This window comes from Polymorphobacter multimanifer, from assembly GCF_014205635.1.
GTDB classification, from domain to species: domain Bacteria; phylum Pseudomonadota; class Alphaproteobacteria; order Sphingomonadales; family Sphingomonadaceae; genus Sandarakinorhabdus; species Sandarakinorhabdus multimanifer.
This window is the reverse complement of the sequence record NZ_JACIIV010000001.1, coordinates 135085-153550: the sequence shown is the minus strand read 5'-3', so window position 1 is coordinate 153550 and position 18466 is coordinate 135085. Positions and strand designations below refer to the sequence as shown.

The 18466-nt window shown below is 66.4% G+C and carries 15 protein-coding genes; 3 read left to right on the top strand and 12 right to left on the bottom strand.

The window, feature by feature from the left end; translation table 11 throughout:
* Positions 1-45: 45 nt before the first annotated feature.
* From recA to dapA, 5 genes are all read right to left on the bottom strand, one after another.
* Complete coding sequence (gene recA, locus FHS79_RS00685; protein WP_184193805.1) at positions 46-1125, bottom strand: recombinase RecA; 1080 nt, start codon at positions 1123-1125, stop codon at positions 46-48.
* A gap of 95 nt (positions 1126-1220) precedes the next feature.
* Entirely contained in the window at positions 1221-2834 is a 1614-nt protein-coding gene (locus tag FHS79_RS00680) for a hybrid sensor histidine kinase/response regulator (RefSeq protein ID WP_184193802.1), read from the bottom strand.
* Positions 2797-3450, bottom strand: a complete 654-nt coding sequence (locus FHS79_RS00675; RefSeq protein ID WP_184193799.1) for a sulfite oxidase-like oxidoreductase — start codon at positions 3448-3450, stop codon at positions 2797-2799. The genes FHS79_RS00680 and FHS79_RS00675 overlap by 38 nt, the downstream gene beginning before the upstream one ends.
* Positions 3450-3932 carry an SsrA-binding protein SmpB gene (gene smpB / locus FHS79_RS00670; RefSeq protein ID WP_184193796.1) on the bottom strand — a complete coding sequence of 161 codons (483 nt, stop codon included), beginning with the start codon at positions 3930-3932 and terminating at the stop codon, positions 3450-3452. Before smpB ends, FHS79_RS00675 begins: the two co-directional genes overlap by 1 nt.
* On the bottom strand, positions 3932-4834 hold the full coding sequence (dapA, locus tag FHS79_RS00665) for a 4-hydroxy-tetrahydrodipicolinate synthase (RefSeq protein ID WP_184193793.1): 903 nt from the start codon (positions 4832-4834) through the stop codon (positions 3932-3934). Before dapA ends, smpB begins: the two co-directional genes overlap by 1 nt.
* Positions 4835-4925: 91 nt before the next feature.
* On the opposite strand from dapA, the gene FHS79_RS00660 reads away from it, so the two are divergent.
* A complete protein-coding gene (locus FHS79_RS00660; protein ID WP_184193789.1) occupies positions 4926-6965 on the top strand; it encodes a lytic transglycosylase domain-containing protein in 2040 nt (679 codons plus the stop codon).
* Here the strand turns inward: FHS79_RS00660 and FHS79_RS00655 are convergent.
* Positions 6951-7751: a polyphosphate kinase 2 family protein gene (locus FHS79_RS00655; RefSeq protein WP_184193786.1), complete on the bottom strand. Its 801-nt coding sequence runs from the start codon at positions 7749-7751 to the stop codon at positions 6951-6953. The genes FHS79_RS00660 and FHS79_RS00655 overlap by 15 nt on opposite strands.
* Positions 7748-9529, bottom strand: coding sequence for an aspartate--tRNA ligase (aspS, locus tag FHS79_RS00650; protein ID WP_184193784.1), 1782 nt, complete (start codon positions 9527-9529; stop codon positions 7748-7750). The genes FHS79_RS00655 and aspS overlap by 4 nt, the downstream gene beginning before the upstream one ends.
* Before the next feature lie 102 nt (positions 9530-9631).
* Between aspS and rnd the strand changes: the two genes are divergently transcribed.
* Both rnd and FHS79_RS00640 read left to right on the top strand, forming a co-directional pair.
* Positions 9632-10804, top strand: a complete 1173-nt coding sequence (gene rnd, locus FHS79_RS00645) for a ribonuclease D (protein ID WP_184193781.1) — start codon at positions 9632-9634, stop codon at positions 10802-10804.
* 140 nt (positions 10805-10944) lie between these two features.
* Entirely contained in the window at positions 10945-11442 is a 498-nt protein-coding gene (locus FHS79_RS00640) for a PEPxxWA-CTERM sorting domain-containing protein (RefSeq protein ID WP_243453536.1), read from the top strand.
* Between the two features lie 70 nt (positions 11443-11512).
* Here FHS79_RS00640 and FHS79_RS00635 read toward each other — a convergent pair whose 3' ends face one another.
* The 5 genes from FHS79_RS00635 to FHS79_RS00615 are packed head-to-tail and all read right to left on the bottom strand — an operon-like array spanning position 11513 to position 18437.
* Complete coding sequence (locus FHS79_RS00635; protein ID WP_243452543.1) at positions 11513-13003, bottom strand: Ppx/GppA family phosphatase; 1491 nt, start codon at positions 13001-13003, stop codon at positions 11513-11515.
* A gap of 40 nt (positions 13004-13043) precedes the next feature.
* The gene (locus FHS79_RS00630; protein ID WP_184193771.1) at positions 13044-15239 is read right to left on the bottom strand and encodes an RNA degradosome polyphosphate kinase; all 2196 of its coding nucleotides are present in this window, start codon (positions 15237-15239) and stop codon (positions 13044-13046) included.
* 44 nt (positions 15240-15283) lie between these two features.
* The gene (locus tag FHS79_RS00625; protein ID WP_243452542.1) at positions 15284-15901 is read right to left on the bottom strand and encodes an HdaA/DnaA family protein; all 618 of its coding nucleotides are present in this window, start codon (positions 15899-15901) and stop codon (positions 15284-15286) included.
* On the bottom strand, positions 15898-17058 hold the full coding sequence (locus tag FHS79_RS00620) for an AI-2E family transporter (protein WP_184193768.1): 1161 nt from the start codon (positions 17056-17058) through the stop codon (positions 15898-15900). Before FHS79_RS00620 ends, FHS79_RS00625 begins: the two co-directional genes overlap by 4 nt.
* Positions 17055-18437 carry a heavy-metal-associated domain-containing protein gene (locus tag FHS79_RS00615; RefSeq protein WP_184193765.1) on the bottom strand — a complete coding sequence of 461 codons (1383 nt, stop codon included), beginning with the start codon at positions 18435-18437 and terminating at the stop codon, positions 17055-17057. Before FHS79_RS00615 ends, FHS79_RS00620 begins: the two co-directional genes overlap by 4 nt.
* Positions 18438-18466 lie beyond the last annotated feature (29 nt).

Here is an 18466-nt window from a genome sequence, read left to right as displayed (position 1 = left end):
CCACGCTCGCAAGAGGACGGCGTGGATATCACGCCGCCCAGAACATCACATCTCTTCGGCGCTGTCGCCATCATCCTCGGGGCCGGCCATCAGCGCGTCGGAAATGCCGGCGGCATTGGCGCGGATGATCTTCTCGATCTTGTCGGCGATCTCGGGATTTTCCTTGAGGTATTTCTTCGAATTCTCCCGGCCCTGCCCGATCCGCACCGAATCATGGCTAAACCAGGCACCCGACTTCTCGACCACCCCCGCCTTGACGCCGAGATCGAGAATCTCGCCGAGCTTGGAAATGCCCTGGCCGTACATGATGTCGAACTCGACCTGCTTGAACGGCGGGGCAACCTTGTTCTTCACCACCTTGACCTTGGTGGTGTTGCCCACAACCTCGTCCCGATCCTTGATCTGGCCGGTACGGCGGATGTCGAGACGGACCGAGGCGTAGAATTTCAGCGCATTGCCGCCGGTCGTCGTCTCGGGGTTGCCGTACATCACGCCGATCTTCATGCGCAGCTGGTTGATGAAGATCACCATGCAGCGCGAGCGGCTGATCGAGCCGGTGAGCTTGCGCAGCGACTGGCTCATCAACCGCGCCTGCAGGCCGACATGGCTATCCCCCATCTCGCCCTCGATCTCGGCGCGCGGCACCAGGGCCGCAACCGAATCGACCACGAGCACGTCGACGGCGTTCGAACGCACCAGCGTGTCGACGATTTCCAGCGCCTGCTCCCCGGTATCGGGCTGCGAGACGATCAGCTCATCGATGTTGACGCCGAGCTTCTTGGCATAGCCCGGATCGAGCGCATGTTCGGCGTCGACAAAGGCTGCAGTGCCGCCGTTCTTCTGCGCTTCGGCGATGGCGTGCAGCGCCAATGTGGTCTTGCCCGAGCTTTCGGGACCATAGATCTCGATAACCCGGCCGCGCGGCAGTCCACCGATGCCGAGTGCGATATCCAGCCCGAGCGAACCCGTGGAAATCGCTTCTATTTCCATCGCATCGCGCTGCCCGAGCTTCATCACCGAGCCCTTGCCGAAGGCCCGATCAATCTGCGCGAGCGCTGCTTCCAGAGCCTTGGCCCGATCCGTTCCACCCATTTTGCCGTCCACCACCTTGAGATTGGCTGCCATGACCCTCGCTCCTTCGTAAACGACTGTACAAACCCGTCAATGCAGGCCTTTGTACCCCAGATGTTCTTAAGGAACAAGAGAGGAACGAAACTCTTTCAGCCGACGCTGGCGGTCAGCTCGTCGCTCAGTGCCTGCATCAGTTCCGCCAGCGAAAACGGCTTGGCAATGAAGCCGATTCCCGCAGTTTCGGCAGCACGGTGGAGCGGCGGCTCGGCAAAGCCCGACATCAGCAGCACCGCCATTTTCGGCCGCGCCGCGCGAACCCGGGCGGCGAGTTCGACGCCGTCGATGCCGGGCATCATGACATCCGACAGCAGCGCATCGAAGGCATCGCCGGACGCGAGCGCCTCGAGCGCCGTCGCGGCATCGCCCACCGCGCGCACCAGCAGTCCGCGCGCGCGCAGGCCGCGGCTGAGCACCTGGCGAACCCCCTCCTCGTCTTCCACAAGCAGCAGCCGCTTGCCGGTGAGCGAGGGCGGCGCGATGACGGTCTCGGGTGGCGGCACGGGCGCTGCAACCTGCGCCGACGCCGGAAGATACACGCTGAACGCCGTCCCGCCGCTCGGGCGCGGGCGCGGGCGGGTGAAGATGAAGCCGCCGCTCTGCTTGACGATGCCATAAACGGTGGAAAGCCCCAGCCCGGTTCCCTCCCCCAGCTTTTTCGTGGTGAAGAACGGCTCGAAGATCTTGCCGGCGATCGCCGCCGGAATCCCGGACCCGGTGTCGCGCACTTCGATCATCACATGGTCGATGGCGGGCATGATCGGATACCCGAGGCCATCGACCTTGGCCGCCGGCACATCGGCAAGCGCAATCTCGATTTCGCCTTGCCCTTCCATCGCATCACGCGCGTTGACGGCGAGGTTGACGATCACCTGCTCGATCTGGCCAGGATCGGCACGCACCGTTGATTTCAACCCCGCGTCGACGATCTCGAGCCGTACCCCCTTGCCGACGAGCTGCATCAACAAGGGCGTCAGGCCCTGCAGAAGCTCGGAGAGATCGAGCAACTGCGGCCGCTGCGGCTGCCGCCGGGCGAACGCCAGCAGTTGCGCCACGAGTGCCGCCGCCCGTTTGCCATTGCGGCGGATCTCGGCTGCCGCCTCATGATCGAGACTGTGGACACTGTTGCGCTCCATCATCTGCTCGGAAAGCGCCAGAACGGCGGTCAACAGATTGTTGAAATCATGCGCGATTCCGCCGGCAAGCTGGCCCACCGCCTGCATCCGCGTCGCCGCCTGCACCTGCTTCTCCAGCCGCCGCTGCTCGCGCACATCACGCGTCGCCATCATCGCCGCCACGCCCATGCCCGGCGGCACCGGCGCCACGGTGACGATCTGCCGTTCATCCGGGCGATCCAGAAACGCCACTCGCACATCGCAGGTGCCGGCGAGATTGCGGATCACCTGCTTGATCGTATCGGACAGCAGCTCGCGATCCTCGGGCACGACGAGATCGGCCGGGTCGGTTCCGCGCACGGCATCGGGTCCGATGGTCGCCGAAAGGGCATCATTGCCACCGATGATGCGGCCTTTCTCGTTGAGCACCGCCACTGCGAGCGGCAGGCCCTTCATCAACTGCCCCACCCAGGGGTTGAGCAGCCCCTCTGCATAGGGAGCCGGCCAGCCGAACGAAACGGAGCCGGGGAGAAAGGCGTTTTCGTCCATCAGTTCAGCTGTAGCGCTGCTCGGCCCAGGGGTCGCCCTCATTGTGATAGCCGCGCACTTCCCAGAAGCCGGGGGCATCCGAAGACCGCACTTCGATCCGCACCAGCCATTTCGCCGATTTCCAGAAATACCATTGCGGGATGACGAGCCGCACCGGCCCGCCATGCTCGCGGCTGAGCGGCACGCCATCATGGCTGTGCGCCAGCAGGCAATCCTCGCCGGCGAAATTCTCCAGCGTCATGTTGGTGGTGTAGCCATCGGCGCCGTGCAGAACGAGATGGGTAGCGCCCGGCAGCGGCTGCACCACCGACAGCAGATGCTGCGTCGACACGCCGTTCCAGCGGTTGTCGAAGCGCGACCATTGGGTGACGCAATGGATGTCGGACACATCCTCGAACGGCGGCTGGGCGGAGAACGCCTCCCAATCCCATTCGATGGGGTTGACCACCGCGCCATCGACCTTGAGCCGCCACGCGTCGCGAGCGATGGCCGGCTGCACCCCCAGATCGAGCACCGGCCAGTTGGTCACCAGCCGCTGCCCCGGCGGCAGCCGCTGGCTGCGCGCCTCATCTGGCGCGCCGGTGAGCAGCCGCCCGGCCTTGGCCCAGGCCTGTTTGACCGAAACCAGCTTGTCGCGGAAACCGTCCTCTTCGCTCATCAACCCCGGTCCCTCATCAGCCGTGCCGCATCGCGCTTCCAGTCGCGTTCCTTGATCGTCTCGCGCTTGTCATGGAGCTTCTTGCCCTTGCCCAGCGCAATCTCGACCTTGGCACGGCCCTTGTCGTTGAAATACACCGACAGCGGCACGATCGTCATCCCCTGCCGCGCCACGGCACTGCCCATGCGCGCGATCTCGCGGCCGTGCAGCAGCAGCTTGCGCGGCCGCTTGGGTTCATGGTTGAAGCGGTTGCCATGGCTGAATTCAGGGATGTTGGCGTTCACCAGCCACATCTGTCCGTCCTTCACCTCGGCATAGGCCTCGGCAATCGACCCCTGGCCGCCGCGTAGCGCTTTTACCTCGGTGCCGGCCAGCGCGATGCCCGCCTCGACGACGTCCTCGATGAAATACTCGAAGCGCGCCCGCCGGTTCTCGGCGACCGTCTTGACCTTGATGCCGACATTGCCCTTGGGCCGTGCCATCAGACGAGCCCGGCATGGGCAAGGGCCGCATCGACCGCCGCGCGCGAAGCCTGCGACGGCGGCAGGATCGGCAGCCGCACATCGCCGGTCATGTGCCCGAGCCGCGCCAGCGCATATTTCGTCGGCCCGGGGCTGGCATCCGAGAACAGCGCATCATGCAGCGGCCAGAGCCGGTCGTTGATCGCCAGCGCCTTCGCATAATCGCCCGCCAGCATCGCCGCCTGCATGTCGGCACAAAGCCTTGGTGCCACATTGGCCGTCACCGAGATGGCCCCCACACCGCCGAGCGCGTTGAACCCGAGCGCCATGTCGTCATTGCCCGAAAGCTGGATGAAATCCGCCCCGCACGCCGCGCGCTGCGCCGAGACGCGGCCGAGGTTTCCCGTCGCGTCCTTCACGCCCACAATGTTGGGCAACTTCGCCAGTTCGGCCATGGCAGCGGTGCCGAGATCGGCGACCGAGCGGCCGGGAATATTGTAGAGGATGATCGGCAGCGTGGTCGCGTTCGCAAGCGCTGTGAAATGCGCGACGAGCCCGGCCTGGCTCGGCTTGTTGTAATAGGGCACCACCAGCAGGGCTGCATCCGCCCCCGCAGCTTCGGCATGCGCCAGATGCGCCCTGGCGGTGGCGGTGTCGTTGGACCCGCAGCCGGCGATCACCGGCACCCGGCCCGCCGCCACCTGCACGGTGCGGGTGATGACGGCATAATGCTCGGCATGGCTGAGTGTGGGCGATTCCCCGGTCGTTCCCACCGGCACCAACGCACGGCTGCCTTCGGCAATCTGCCATTCGATGAACTTGTCCAGTGCTTCCGTGTCCACGGCGCCATCGCGGAATGGCGTCACAAGGGCGGGCATTGATCCGCGCAGGGATCCGCGCAGGCGGGAGAGATCGAGTGTCATGAATGCCAAGCCTTCACTGGCGGCCATCCCCGGCCTAAGAGGGGGCAACGCACCATTGTTTCGGTTGCGTGATATGGAGTTGAAGCTGCCAATGTCCAGCGTCGTTGTGAAATCGGGGCTTGTTGTCGCCGCCCTGCTGGCCCCGGTGGCCACCCAGGCACAGATTTCCGAGGCAAGTGCCGCGCTCTACAAGGCCCGGCTTGCCGACAATGCCGCCAGCCGCTTCAGCGGCATGTCGGCCAGCCCGTTGACCAGCGCTGCCGCGGTGCCGATCCTGGAAACCGTGGTGCAATGGGACCGGCTGAGGCGCGAAAGCTATCGCGGCAGCTTCAGGGAATACAGCAATTTCATGCTGCAGCATCCTGATTTTCCACAGAACCTCCTATTGCGCCGTCTGGCGGAAAAGGCGATCACCGCCGATGTGCCGGCACTCGAGCGTATCCGCTTCTTCGAGCGTTTCCCGCCGCTGTCGGCAGCGGCCAAGTTGCGGCTGGCGGAAGCCCAGCTTGCCACCGGCCAGCGCGAAGCCGCCAACGAGACCGCGCGCGATGCGTGGGATTCGGCCGGGCTCGACATCGAGACCGAGCGGGCGCTGATCGAGGGCTTCGAAGCAGCACTTCGCCCGCAGGACCATCTGGGCCGCGCCGAGCGGCTGCTCTGGAACGGCCAGATCACCGCCGCCGGGCGGCTGCTGCCGCGGCTCGACATGGACCGGCGGCTATGGCTGCTGGCGCGGATCGCGCTCCGAGGCGACTCCGCCGATGCCCCGGCACGGCTCGGCGGCGTGCCTGCCAGCTTGCGCCGCGAAGCCGGGCTGGTGCGCGACGAGGCACTATGGCTGCGCAAGCGCGGCCGGCTGGCCGAAGCGAATGCGCTGCTCGCCGACTTCCGGCCGGCGCCGGGCGGCGTTTTCGATCCCCAGCAATGGCTGGCGACGCAGCTCGATTTCGGCCGGGCCGCCTGGCGTGCCGGCGATCCCGGGCGCGCCTATGCGATCATGGCCAGCCATGCCAGCCATGTGCCGGGGACCGACCTTGCAGCGCGGCCGCTCGGCGAACGCCAGGCACTGGTGGAGCTGGAATGGCTTGCCGGCTGGCTGGCGCTGCGCAAGCTGGGGCGGCCTGCCGATGCAGCCCCGCATTTCCGTGCCGTGCGCGCCGCAGCGCTCACCCCGGTCACCCAGTCCCGCGGCGACTATTGGACCGGGCGCGCACTCGCGGCCGCCGGGGACACCAATGGCGCCCGCCAGGCCTATGAGCAGGCGGCGCTGCACGGCGATTACTTCTACGGCCAGCTTGCCGCCGAGGCGCTTGGCCGCGCACCGCAACTGCGCAAGGCGCCGCCGCCGCTGCTGGCGCCCGACCAGGTGAGCACCTTCCGCGCCGAGCCCCTGGTGCGCGCGCTGGAGGCCCTGACGGCCCTCGGGGACCGCGAGCGCCAGTCGATCTTCCTGCGCACGCTGGTGGCGAAGGCGGAAACGCCGGAGGAGCATGCGCTCGTGGCCGGGCTGGCCACGCCGCTGAACCGGCTCGATCTCGGCGTGCTTGTCGGCAAGTGGCTGCGCGGCATGGGATCGGCGGTGGTCCCCTATGCCGATGGCATCCCGCTGTTCGAGGCTTCCTGGCCGGTGCTGACGCTGCCCGACGTGCTCATCCCGCGCCGCACGATCATCCATGCCATCACCCGGCAGGAGAGCCAGTTCGATCGCACCGCCCGCTCGCCGGCCAATGCCCGCGGGCTGATGCAGTTGCTGCCGACGACCGCCGCCGAGACCGCCGGGAAGATCGGCATGCCGGTTTCCACCGAGCGGCTCGACACCGATCCCATCTACAATGTCACGCTCGGCAGCGCCTATTTTTCGCGGATGCGCGAGAATTTCGGCAGCGACGTGCTGGCAGTGGCGGCGTACAACGCCGGGCCGGGCAATGCGCGGCGGTTCATCACCTTGAATGGCGATCCGCGGATGCCGGGCGTGGACATGATCGACTGGATCGAGAGCATTCCGATCTCGGAAACGCGCAACTATGTGCAGCGGGTGCTCGAAAATGCCGTGGTCTATGACCAGCAGTTCGGCACGTCGCAGGGCAATGCGCCGCTGAGCCGCTGGCTGGGCAAATCAAGCCCCGGTTGAGCGGACGGCGTCCTTGCCGAGTGCTTCCTCCGCCACGCGCAGCACCTCTTCCGGCACCTCGGGATAGCGCAGGTCGACATCCTGCGAAAGTGCTGCAACAATCGCTTCCAATCCCTTGATCCGAGCCGTCTTCTTGTCGGTGCCATCGATCACCGTCCAGGGGGCGACCTCGGTCGAGCAGCGGTCGAACATGTCGTGATAGGCGGCCATGTAGCTCACCCGCTGGCTGCGATTGTGATAATCATCGAGCCCGGTCTTCCAGCGCTTCCACGGCGTCTGGAGGCGCTCCAGAAGTCGTTTGTCCTGCTCTTCCTGCGTCACATGGACGAACAGCTTGATGATGCGCGTCCCATCTGCGGCAAGCAGCGCCTCGAAGGCGTTGATCTCGTCATAGGCGCGCTTCCACACCGCTTCCTCCGCCAGCCCATCGACGCGCTCGACCAGCACCCGCCCATACCAGCTGCGGTCGAAGAGGGCGATTTCGCGCTTGGCGGGCAGTCGCTGCCAGAAGCGCCACAGATAATGGTGTGAAAGCTCGAGCGGTGACGGCGCCGCGATCGACCAGACCTTCGTGTAGCGCGGATCGAGCGGGCCGACGATGCGCTTGATCAGCCCGCCCTTGCCGGCGGCGTCCCAGCCCTCGACCGCGATCGCCGCCTTGCGGCCCTGGTTGATATACGCGGCCTGGATCAGCTCCAAGCGGTGCTGCAGCTTTTCCAGCTGATCCTCATAGTCCTTATGATCGATCTCCTCGCCGCCTTCGAGATCTTCCAGCCGGATGCTCAATCTACCGTCCTTATATGCAGTTCGCGGAGTTGCTTGATCGACACCGTGCCCGGCGCGTTCATCATCAGGTCCTCGGCGCGCTGGTTCATCGGGAAGAGCACCACCTCGCGGATATTGGGCTCGTCCGCCAGCAGCATCACGATCCGGTCAACGCCGGGTGCCGAGCCGCCGTGCGGGGGAGCACCGAACTTGAAGGCGTTGATCATGCCGCTGAAGTTCTCGTCGACCTGCGCCCTGGTGTAACCGGCAACCTCGAAGGCCTTGTACATGATCTCGGGCTTGTGGTTGCGGATGGCGCCCGAGGACAATTCGACGCCGTTGCACACGATGTCATACTGATACGCCAGAATGTCGAGCGGGTTCATCGTCTCCAGCGCCTCCAGCTCGCCCTGCGGCATGCTGAACGGGTTGTGGCTGAAATCGACCTTGCCGGTCTCCTCATCGGCCTCGAACATGGGGAAATCGACGATCCAGCACAGCTTGTAGGTGTTCTGCTCGATCAGCCCGAGCTGTTCGCCCACCCGGGTGCGCGCCTGGCCCGCGAGCTTTGCAGCCGCCGAAGCCTTGCCGGCGGCGAAGAAGCAGCCATCGTCCGGCCCGAGCCCGAGCGTCTCATACAGCGCGAGCATGCCCGCCTCGCCATGGTTCTTGGCGATGGGCCCGCCGAATTCGCCGGCCTTGCGCGTCACATAGCCGAGCCCGGCATGCCCTTCGCTGCGCGCCCATTCGTTCATGTCGTCGAAGAACTTGCGGCTCTTCTCTGCGGTGCCGGGTGCAGGAATGGCGCGCACGGCAAGCCCCTGGTCGACGAGCTTGGCGAACAGCCCGAAGCCGCTGCCGCGGAAATGTTCGCTCACATCCTGGATGACGAGCGGGTTGCGCAAATCGGGCTTGTCATTGCCATATCTGAGCATGGACTCCGCATAGGGGATGCGCGGAAAGGCGCCCTTGGTCACCGCCCAGGGCGTGCGACCGCCAAAGCCCGCAAATTCCTCGAACACGCCCGCCAGCACCGGCTCTATCGCTGCAAAAACATCGTCCTGCGTCACGAAGCTCATCTCGAAATCGAGCTGGTAGAATTCGCCGGGTGACCGGTCTGCACGGGCATCCTCGTCGCGGAAACAGGGGGCGATCTGGAAATAGCGATCGAACCCCGCCACCATCAGCAGCTGCTTGAACATTTGCGGCGCCTGCGGCAGCGCGTAGAATTTGCCCGGATGCAGCCGGCTCGGCACCAGGAAATCGCGCGCACCCTCCGGACTGCTGGCGGTGAGGATCGGCGTCTGGAACTCGGTGAAGCCCTGCCCGATCATCCGCTGCCGCAGCGATGCGATGACGCCCGAGCGCAGCATGATGTTGGCGTGCAGCCGCTCGCGGCGCAGATCGAGATAGCGATACTTGAGCCGGATTTCCTCAGGGTATTCGGCATCGATCCCCACCGGCATCGGCAGCTCGGCGGCAGCCGACTGCACGATCACCTCGCCGGCGCGCACCTCGACCTCGCCGGTGGCAAGGTTGGGGTTCACCGCCCCCTCGCCGCGCGCCACGACTTCGCCGGTGACGGTCACCACCGATTCGAGGCGAAGCCGGTCAAGCAGCGGAAACGCCGGGGACGACGGGTTGGCGACGATCTGCGTCAGCCCGAAATGATCGCGCAGATCGATGAACAGCACCCCGCCATGATCGCGTTTCTTGTGGACCCAGCCCGAGAGGCGGACCGTCTGGCCGACGTCCGACGCTCGGAGGGCAGCGCAGTTATGGGAGCGATAAGCATGCATTTTTGCGGATTCCGGGCAACAGATGAGTGGGGAAATCGAGTGGCGGGTGACACACGCTGGCCAGCACTTTGTCAAGCGCGCGCAGGCGCGCTATGCGATGCCATGCGAATCCACCCTTTGGTGACATCCACCGAGACCCTAGCCGCCATCTGCACCCGAATGGCCACCGCAGACTTTGTCTGCGTGGACACCGAGTTCATGCGCGAAACCACTTATTTTCCCGATCTCTGCCTCGTGCAGCTCGGCACGTCCGAAGAGGCGTGCGCGATCGATCCGAAGGCGCCGGGGATCGATCTCGAACCCCTCCTCAAGCTGCTTGTCCGCGAAGAGGTGCTCAAGGTCTTCCACGCCGGCGGGCAGGATCTCGAGATTATCTACAACCTCACCGGCACCACCCCTGCCCCGCTGTTCGACACGCAGATCGCCGCCATGGCATTGGGGCTCGGCGAGCAAGTGGGCTACACCAACCTTGTTGCCGCCTATCTCGGCATCCAGGTCGACAAGGGTGCCCGCTTCACCGATTGGGCGCGGCGGCCGCTCAACGATCGCCAGCTGGATTATGCGATCGGCGATGTGACGCACCTCGCCACGCTCTTCCCCAAGATGCTGGAAAAGCTGCGCAAGACCGGGCGCGGCGGCTGGCTCGACGACGAGATGGCACGCGCCGCCGACCCCGCCACCTATGCCAATGATCCCGACAAGGCGTGGACGCGGCTGCGGCTGCCGAGCCGCAAGGCCGATGTGCTCGGGCGGCTGAAGGCGCTCGCCCGCTGGCGCGAGCTCGAGGCGCGCGACAAGGATGTGCCGCGCGGTCGCATCGTCAAGGACGAGACGCTGGGTGACATTGCCGCGAGCCCGCCGCGCGCCCAGGCCGATCTGGCCCGTGTGCGTGGCCTCAGTGCCGCCTGGGCCAACAACGGCATCGGGGACCGGCTGATGCGGTCGCTTGTCGATGCTGCGCCGCTCTCGCCGGATGAAATGCCGGCGCGCGAGCCACAGCGGCCGGGTCTCAGCACCGATGGCGCATTGGTTGCGGATCTGCTCAAGCTGCTCCTCAAGATCCGCTCCAAGGAAGCGGGTGTCGCGCCGCGGCTTATCGTGCGCGGCGACGAACTCGATGCTCTTGCTGCCGGTGTGCGCGACGGGCTTCCGATACTGACAGGCTGGCGTCATGGCATCTTCGGCGCCGATGCGCTGGCGCTGGTCGAAGGGCGTCTCGGCTTTGCCGTCAAGAACGGCAAGCTGATGATGAGCGAGATCGTCCTGGAGCCTTGAAGGCAGCGTCACCAACGGCAACCCGTTATTTTTATTTGTGGCACACCGCATCCGTAGGCCATGGTTAACCGTCTCTTGCGTGGGCGCCTGCTGTGCTCATGTAAGGAGTTGCGATGCGTAATTTTTCGATCTTGGCCGCTGTGGCGGCTGTCGTCATTGCCTGTCCGGCAGCTGCGGCCCAGTTCACTTTCGACTTCTCGCCCGAGCAGACTTTGTTCGGGCGACCCGTATCGGGCAGCGGCATCTTCACGACGTCGGGCGAGGAAATGTCCGTCGGCGGGCGATCCGCCTTCGCGATCACCGGAATTACCGGTTTCGTGAATGGCTCCGCCATTGCCCCGGTCACTGGCAACTTCGGCAATTTCTTCACGAGCGGAGACGGTTTCCTCGATGGATCCGGCATTCGATTCTTCACTGAATCGGGTATCGATGTCAGGTTCTTCCAGCAAAGCTCGAACGGTCGCTACCGGGTCAACACCTTCGGCGCGTTCGGCTCATCGAACTTTGTCTCCGCGAGCGCTACCGCCGTGGGCGAAGTGCCCGAGCCGGCAAGCTGGGCGATGATGATCATCGGCTCCGGGTTGATCGGCGGCGCAATGCGCTATCGCCGGCGGACGGCTGCGGTGGCCCTGGCCTGACACGAGGGGCGGCGAGCGGCCGGGCTGGCCCCGCCGTTCGCCGCTCGCTTTTTCGGCAGCAACCACGATCTCAGTCGCGAAATTCGATCCTGGATTCGCGCTGCATGACACCTGACAAGGTTTTCAGACGACGCTGGACCGCGTCGCCGGCAAGCGCTCGAACATGCAGCGCCAGCACGATCGCGCCGTCGTCGGGCGAGCGCGTCAGCATGCTGTTTGCCAACGCCGGCACCGTGCCGCCGGCCAGTCGCTGCCCGAGCCGCAACGCCAGACCCCAGCACCGCGCCGTCAACAGATAATCGGGTGGCGCCAGACGCCCCAGCAAATCCAGGAGCGGCGCATCCGCCGAACCGCCCAGGCAAAAATGCAGCGCGCAGGCCAGAGCGGCCCTCTCGACAGTGGTGATCGCCACCCAGTTGCCGTGCAACGCGGCCTCGGCGGCACGCTGCGAACGATAATCCGGGTGCGTGCGCCAGGCGATGTCCGACAGCAGACACGCGACGAGCCGCAACCGCCGCTGGTCGGCGGGCTCTTGGTCACCGAAAAGCCCATCCATCCAGTCGAACAGCATGTCGCCATGCTCGGGAAAGCGGCCCTCCCGGGCACCTTCGGCCCGCGCACCCACAAGGAGCGGATCGAGCGCCTGCTCCTCCGGCGGCAACTGGTCGAACAACAGCCCCTCGCGAAGGCCGAAGCCCGACGCGACCACGCTTGAACTGCCAAGGCGCTTGATCGTCGCCGCGAGCAGCATCGCCGCCCCCGGCAGCGACGGCAGGCGCGAGCTCGCGATATTGGGCACGGCCTTCAGCTGCGCCGGCGCGATCCGCGCGAGGCTGCGCACCAGCGATGCCGGCGCTGTCGCGGGCATCTCATATTGATGGACGATCGGCAGGGCATGGTCGGTCATGTGCATGTGCAGGTGCGCGAGCGCCCGCCACGATCCGCCGACCATGTAAAAGGGCTTGCCCCGCCCCGCCGCCGCCCATCCGACCTTGTCGAGCGCCTTCTTGATGAAGGGCGCCAGCGCCCGTCCACCCTGCTTGCGCACTGCCTCCAGCCGCAGCGCACCGATGGGCAAGGACAGTTGCTCATGCGCTTTGCCGTCGGCCACGCGGATAAGTTCGAGCGAGCCGCCGCCAAGGTCCCCCACCACGCCATCGGCATGCGGAATGCCCGAAATGACGCCGAGCGCTGCCCCTCTCGCCTCTTCGGCGCCGCTGATGGTTTCGATCTCCAGCCCGCATTCGGCACGCACCCGCGCCACAAAGGCGTCGGCGTTGCTCGCCTCGCGCACCGCCGCGGTGGCGACAACGCGCAGCGAGCCGAGTTGCATCGCATCGGTGAGCGCCTGGAAGCGGACGAGCGCCGCGACCGCATTGTCCATCGCCCCCTTGCCGAGCTTGCCATTGGCCGACAGCCCGCGGCCGAGGCCGGCCATCACCTTCTCGTTGAACATCGTCGAAGGTACCCGGCCAAGCCCCTGATAGACCACCAGACGCACCGAATTGGAGCCAATGTCGATGATGCCGACCGGCGCCGTTGCCCGATCGGCGGCAGGCAAGGCAGAAAAGTCATCAATCAATCGGAGCTGGCCATGCAGATCAGCTGGTTGCATCGTCTTCTTCATCCTCGAGCACCAGCCGTGGCACCCCGCCCGCCGAGCGCAATGCAGCACCCCGGCCGGACAGCGACGGATTGGTCATGAAATAGCGATGCAGGTTGAACGGCGGCTCGGAGAGATTGTTCCGGGCGTTGCGCAGCCGCTTGTAGCTGCCATCGGCAAGCAGTTGCCAGCTCTGCTCGGTGTCTTTCAGGTTCGCAACCATCACTTGGTCGAGCACCTGCGCATGGACGGTGGGGTTCTCGATCGGCACCATCACTTCCACGCGGCGATCGAGGTTGCGCGGCATCCAGTCCGCCGACGAGATATACACCTTCGCCTGGCGCGACGGCAGCTCCTCGCCATTGGCGGTGACGATGATCCGGCTGTGCTCCAGAAACCGCCCGATCACCGAGCGGACATGGATATTGTCCGAAAGCCCCGGCACGCCCGGACGCAGGCAGCAGATGCCGCGGATGATCAGCTCGATCTCGACCCCTGCCCCGCTCGCCTCGTACAGCTTGTCGATGATCCCGGTATCGACAAGGCTGTTGAGCTTCACCCAGATGGCGGCAGGCTTGCCGGCGCGCGCGTTCTCGATCTCCACATCGATCAGCGCATAGAGCATCGCGCGCATCGTCAGCGGCGCCATGCCGATCTTGGCGAGCCGGGTGGGCTGCACATAGCCGGTGATGTAGTTGAGCACCTGCGCCGCATCGCGTGCCAGCACCGGATCGGCGGTGAAGAAGCTGAGGTCGGTGTAGATGCGCGCGGTGACGGGATGGTAGTTGCCGGTTCCGAAATGCACATAGGTGCGGATGTCGCGCCCCTCGCGCCGCACCACCATGCTCAGCTTGGCGTGCGTCTTCCATTCGACAAAGCCATAGACAACCTGCACCCCGGCGCGCTCGAGCTCGGCCGCCCAAACCAGATTCTGCTCTTCGTCGAAGCGCGCCTTGAGCTCGACGACCGCGGTCACGCTCTTGCCCGCTTCAGCAGCTTCGATCAGCGTGCGCACGATCGGCGAATTCTTGCCGGCGCGGTAGAGCGTCTGCTTGATCGCGATCACGTCGGGGTCGGCCGCCGCCTGCCGCAAGAAGGCCAGCACCACCTCGAAACTCTCATAGGGGTGATGAACGATGATGTCCTTGGCGCGAATTGCGGCAAAACAATCCCCGCCATGTTCGCGGATGCGCTCGGGAAAGCGTGGACTATAGGGTTCGAACTTCAGGTCGGGCCGGTCCTCATCGACCAGCTGCGCCAGATCGGCTGCGCCCAATATGCCCTCGACCACGGTGGTGTCGCGCGGGCCGACGCCCAGCGCGCCCTGCACCAATGCATGCAGACCCTTGGGCGTGCTCGCCTCGATCTTGAGGCGAATCACCTCGCCGCGCCGCCGCCGCTGCAGCGCTGACTGGAAGTAGCGGACAAGGTCCTCGGCCTCTTCCTCCACCTCGATGTCGCTGTCGCGAATCACCCTGAAGGCGCCATGCCCGACCATCGCATAGCCCGGAAACAGCTGGTCGAAGAAAGCGCGGATGGTGTTCTCGAGGCTGATCGTGCGGATGGTGGCGCCCGGCAGCCGGATGAAGCGCGGCAGCATGGCGGGGAGCATCAGCAGCGCGCGCAGCTCCTCATCGTCCGAAAGCCGGCGCAGCTCGAGGATGAGCGAGAATCCCTTGTTGGGAATGAACGGAAACGGATGCGCCGGGTCGATCGCCTGCGGCGTGAGCACCGGGAAAATCTGTTCGAGAAAATGCCGCTCGAGCCAGCTGCGCTCGGTCGCGGTCAGGTCTTCGGCGCCGATCACATGATAATCGGCGCGCGCGAGTTCCTTCACAAGCCCCACCCACACCGTCTGCTGGGTGCGCATCAGCGTGTCGGCATGGACGGCAATCTCGGCCAATTGCTGGGCCGGCGTCAGGCCCTCGGGGCTGAGCGTCTCGATCCCGGCGCCCACCTGCCCGCGCAGGCCGGCAACGCGCACCATGTAGAATTCATCGAGGTTATTGCCCGAGATCGACAGGAAGCGCAGCCGCTCGAGCAGCGGATGCGCGGTGTTGGTCGCCTCTTCCAGCACCCGATCGTTGAACGCCAGCCAGGAAAGCTCGCGGTTGAAATAGCGCTCGGCCCCGGCATGGCCGACAGGAACGCTGCGGCGGGCTTCGCGAGGATTGGAGCGGGCGCGTGTGGACATGCCGCAGTCCTAGCGCAGGCGAGGTGTCAGGTCGATGACAGCGCTCACCACTCAAGACTCAATTGCGCATCGAAAACGGTGCGCGCCAGCGGCACGGTGATCTCGCGGCGATCGGCCAGTGCGGCTGCGTCGAGCATCGCCACGGCCTGTCCTGCCGCCGCAAAGCTGCGCTCGATCCGCAGCGCCAGCCACTGGATCACCTCGTCCGCCACCCGCAGCCCGCGATCGGCAAAGCGCTTTTCGAGCACGGCCGCCAGCAGCGTGTCATCGGGCTCGGCCAGCGACACGAGCGGCGTCGCCGCCAGCCGCGAGGCGAGGTCGGGCAGTCGATGCGGCCATTGCCGTGGCGGCGTGCGCGCGGTGAGCAGCAGCGGCCGGTCGGCGCTGGCGGCGTTCCAGGCGTGGAACAGCGCCTCGGCATCGGGGCCGCGATCGGCGTCGTCGATCACCCGGGCGCCGGTGCGCGCCGCCACCAGCCCGGCCAGATGCGTCTTGCCCGATCCTTCCGGCCCCACCAGCACCACGCGCGGCATCGGCCAGGCCTCGGGCCGCGCCAGCCATTCGAATGCCGCGCGATTGGCATCCGACACGATGAAATCCGCCTCCCCCAGCCGCGGTGCAAAATTCAGCGGCAGCGCCGGCTGTTCCTCAACAGCCATCATGGCCGGTCCTGCCCGTAGAAATTGCTCTGCCGGTAATTGGCGAGCATGGCGCGCACGACCACGCCGAGCACGGCCGCCACCGGCACCGCCATGAACACCCCGGCGATCCCGGCCACGGCACCGCCGGCAAAAACCGCGAACAGCACCCAGACCGGGTGCAGGCCGATCCGGTCCCCGATCAGCTTGGGGGTGAGGAACGCACTTTCGACGATCTGGCCGATCTGGAACACCCCGAACACCAGCAGCAGCTGCAGCCAATCCAGCCCGAACTGCCCCAGCGCCACCAGCAAGCTCAGCACCACCGCCACGATGACACCGAGAAACGGCACGAAGGCAAGGACACCGGCGAGAATGCCGAGCACGATCGCATGATCGAGGCCGACAAGGCTCCAGCCCACCGCATAAAAGACCGCCAGCACGAGGCAGACGATCAATTGCCCGCGCAGGAAGCCGCCAAGTGCTGCGTCACTGTCCTTCATCACCTGCCGGAACGCCGGCAGCTGGCGGCGAGGCCACCAGCTTTCCACCGCTCCCACGATGCCCGGCCAGTCACGCAGAAGGTAAAAGGCCACGATCGGCGTCACGATCAGGAAGTTGACCACACTCACCAGCCCGAGCCCGCCGGCGATGATCGACCCGGCCGAATCGGTCAGCCAGCCCAATGCTCGCCCGGCCATCGTCTCGAGCAATCCCTTGACGTCGATCTGCGAAGCGGTGCGTCGCATCAGGTCTTCGGCCAGCGGCACTGCGCTGTCGATGATGCCGGGTGCACGCACGATGAGCTGCGCGATCTGCTCCTGGATGATCGGCGCGCTCGCCAGCACCAGCCCGGCGAGCAGCGCCACCGCCACCACCAGGGCAATCGCCGAAGCTGTGCCGCGCCCCAGCCCTGTGCGCTGCAGCCGCGTGGCCGCCGGATCGAGCAGATAGGCGAGGATGAAGCCGGCAATGAACGGACCCGCCACCGAGCGCGATGCCCAGGCAAGCGCGCCAAGCCCGATGAGCAGCACCAGCCAGCCCCAATGGATGCGCGGCAGGCTCAACCGGTCGGCAATGCTCAAACCCCGTGCCGACCGCCGCCGCGACGGGAACGGCTGGCCCGGCGGCAGAACAGGCAGCTGCTCCGGGACCGGCGGGACGGGCGGCAATTCGCTCATGGCTGCGGGCGCGGCAGCAGGTCGACCGGCGCCCGCGCCGCAGGATCGGGAGCACGCGGTGCTCCAGGATCGGGCGCCCGTGGCGCCGGGCGCGGCGTCTGGGCAGGCGATGGCGCTGCGGGTGCCGGCGCACCCGGCGATGCGGGCACGCCGGGTTCCGTCGGCCCGGGAGCGGTCGGCGGCGGCACGCCGCCCGGCAAGCGCCGCAGCACGGTTCGCCCGCCTTCGATGCTCAAACCCAGCCCGCGCGCCGCCAGCGCCTCCTGCAGCATCTCCAGCGTGCCGAAATGGCTCACCAGCAGCCGCGAGGTGCCGCCCAGCGAAAGGCTGGTTGCAGTCACCGCCGTCACGCCCTCGGTCTGGCGCAGCAGCGTCTCGAAGGCCGCGAGTGCGGCGGCATCAGGCGTGATGACCGCAATCTCGGTACCGTTGATCACGGCATCATTGGAAAGCGCGCCCGCCATCATCGAGCCATCGAGGAAGGGGGCCTGTGCGATGATCGGCTCGAGATCGACCGCCAGACCCGCCTCGGCTCGCAGTCGCCCGGTCTGCAGCGCGGTCGAATAAAGCGCATCGATCCGGCGCACGCCCTCATCGAGCATCGCATTGAGCCCATCCTCGCCATCGGCGCGCAATTCGAAGCTGCCGAGCTGCTCGGCGTCGGGTCCATGCCGGGCCGCAAACCGCACCGCGATCGGCCCGCCCGGCCATGTCCGCCGCACCCGCGCCTCGGCAACAAGCACGTCGACCGTGTCATGCCGCGTCAGGATCGTCCGCCACGACGATCGCACCGGACGCACCAGCTGGCCGGGGGTGAGCAGGACATTGTCCACCGCTCCGCCCGGTGCGAGCACATAGTCGATCGGCGTCACATTCTCGCGGAATCGGCCCCAGGCCGCCAGCCAGGGCGTCCGCACCTGATGGATGATCGACACCCCGCCGTCGATCCACACCGGCAGCAAGAGCATCGGCGGGGATTGCACCGCACCGCCTGCCGTGCCGATAAAATCGGTCACGCGCGATCGGTCGAACACCACGCCGAGCGTCGCGATGTAGCGCGTGGTGGAAAAGCGCTCGCCCTGGCTCTCGATCCCCGCCACGACCGAATCGAGCTGGCCATCGGAAAGCTTGGGCGCCGCACCCACCGGGTTGCCGGTCAGCCGCGACCAGAGCTGCGGCCAGGCCTGGCGCTGCGCGATGCGAAAGGCGGCAAAGCGCGCGCTCTCGGGGTCCTTCGCTGCCACGTCCACCTTGATGCCGCCCACCGCATAGGCGCTGCCCGCCGCTGCAGCCGCTGCCGGCGCCGTGCGCCGCGGAGGCTGCTGCGCCTGCGCCGGCAGCGCCACCAGGGCAGAGACAATGAGGAGAATGCGGAACACGCCAGCGTTCTGACAACTCCGCAGCCCCC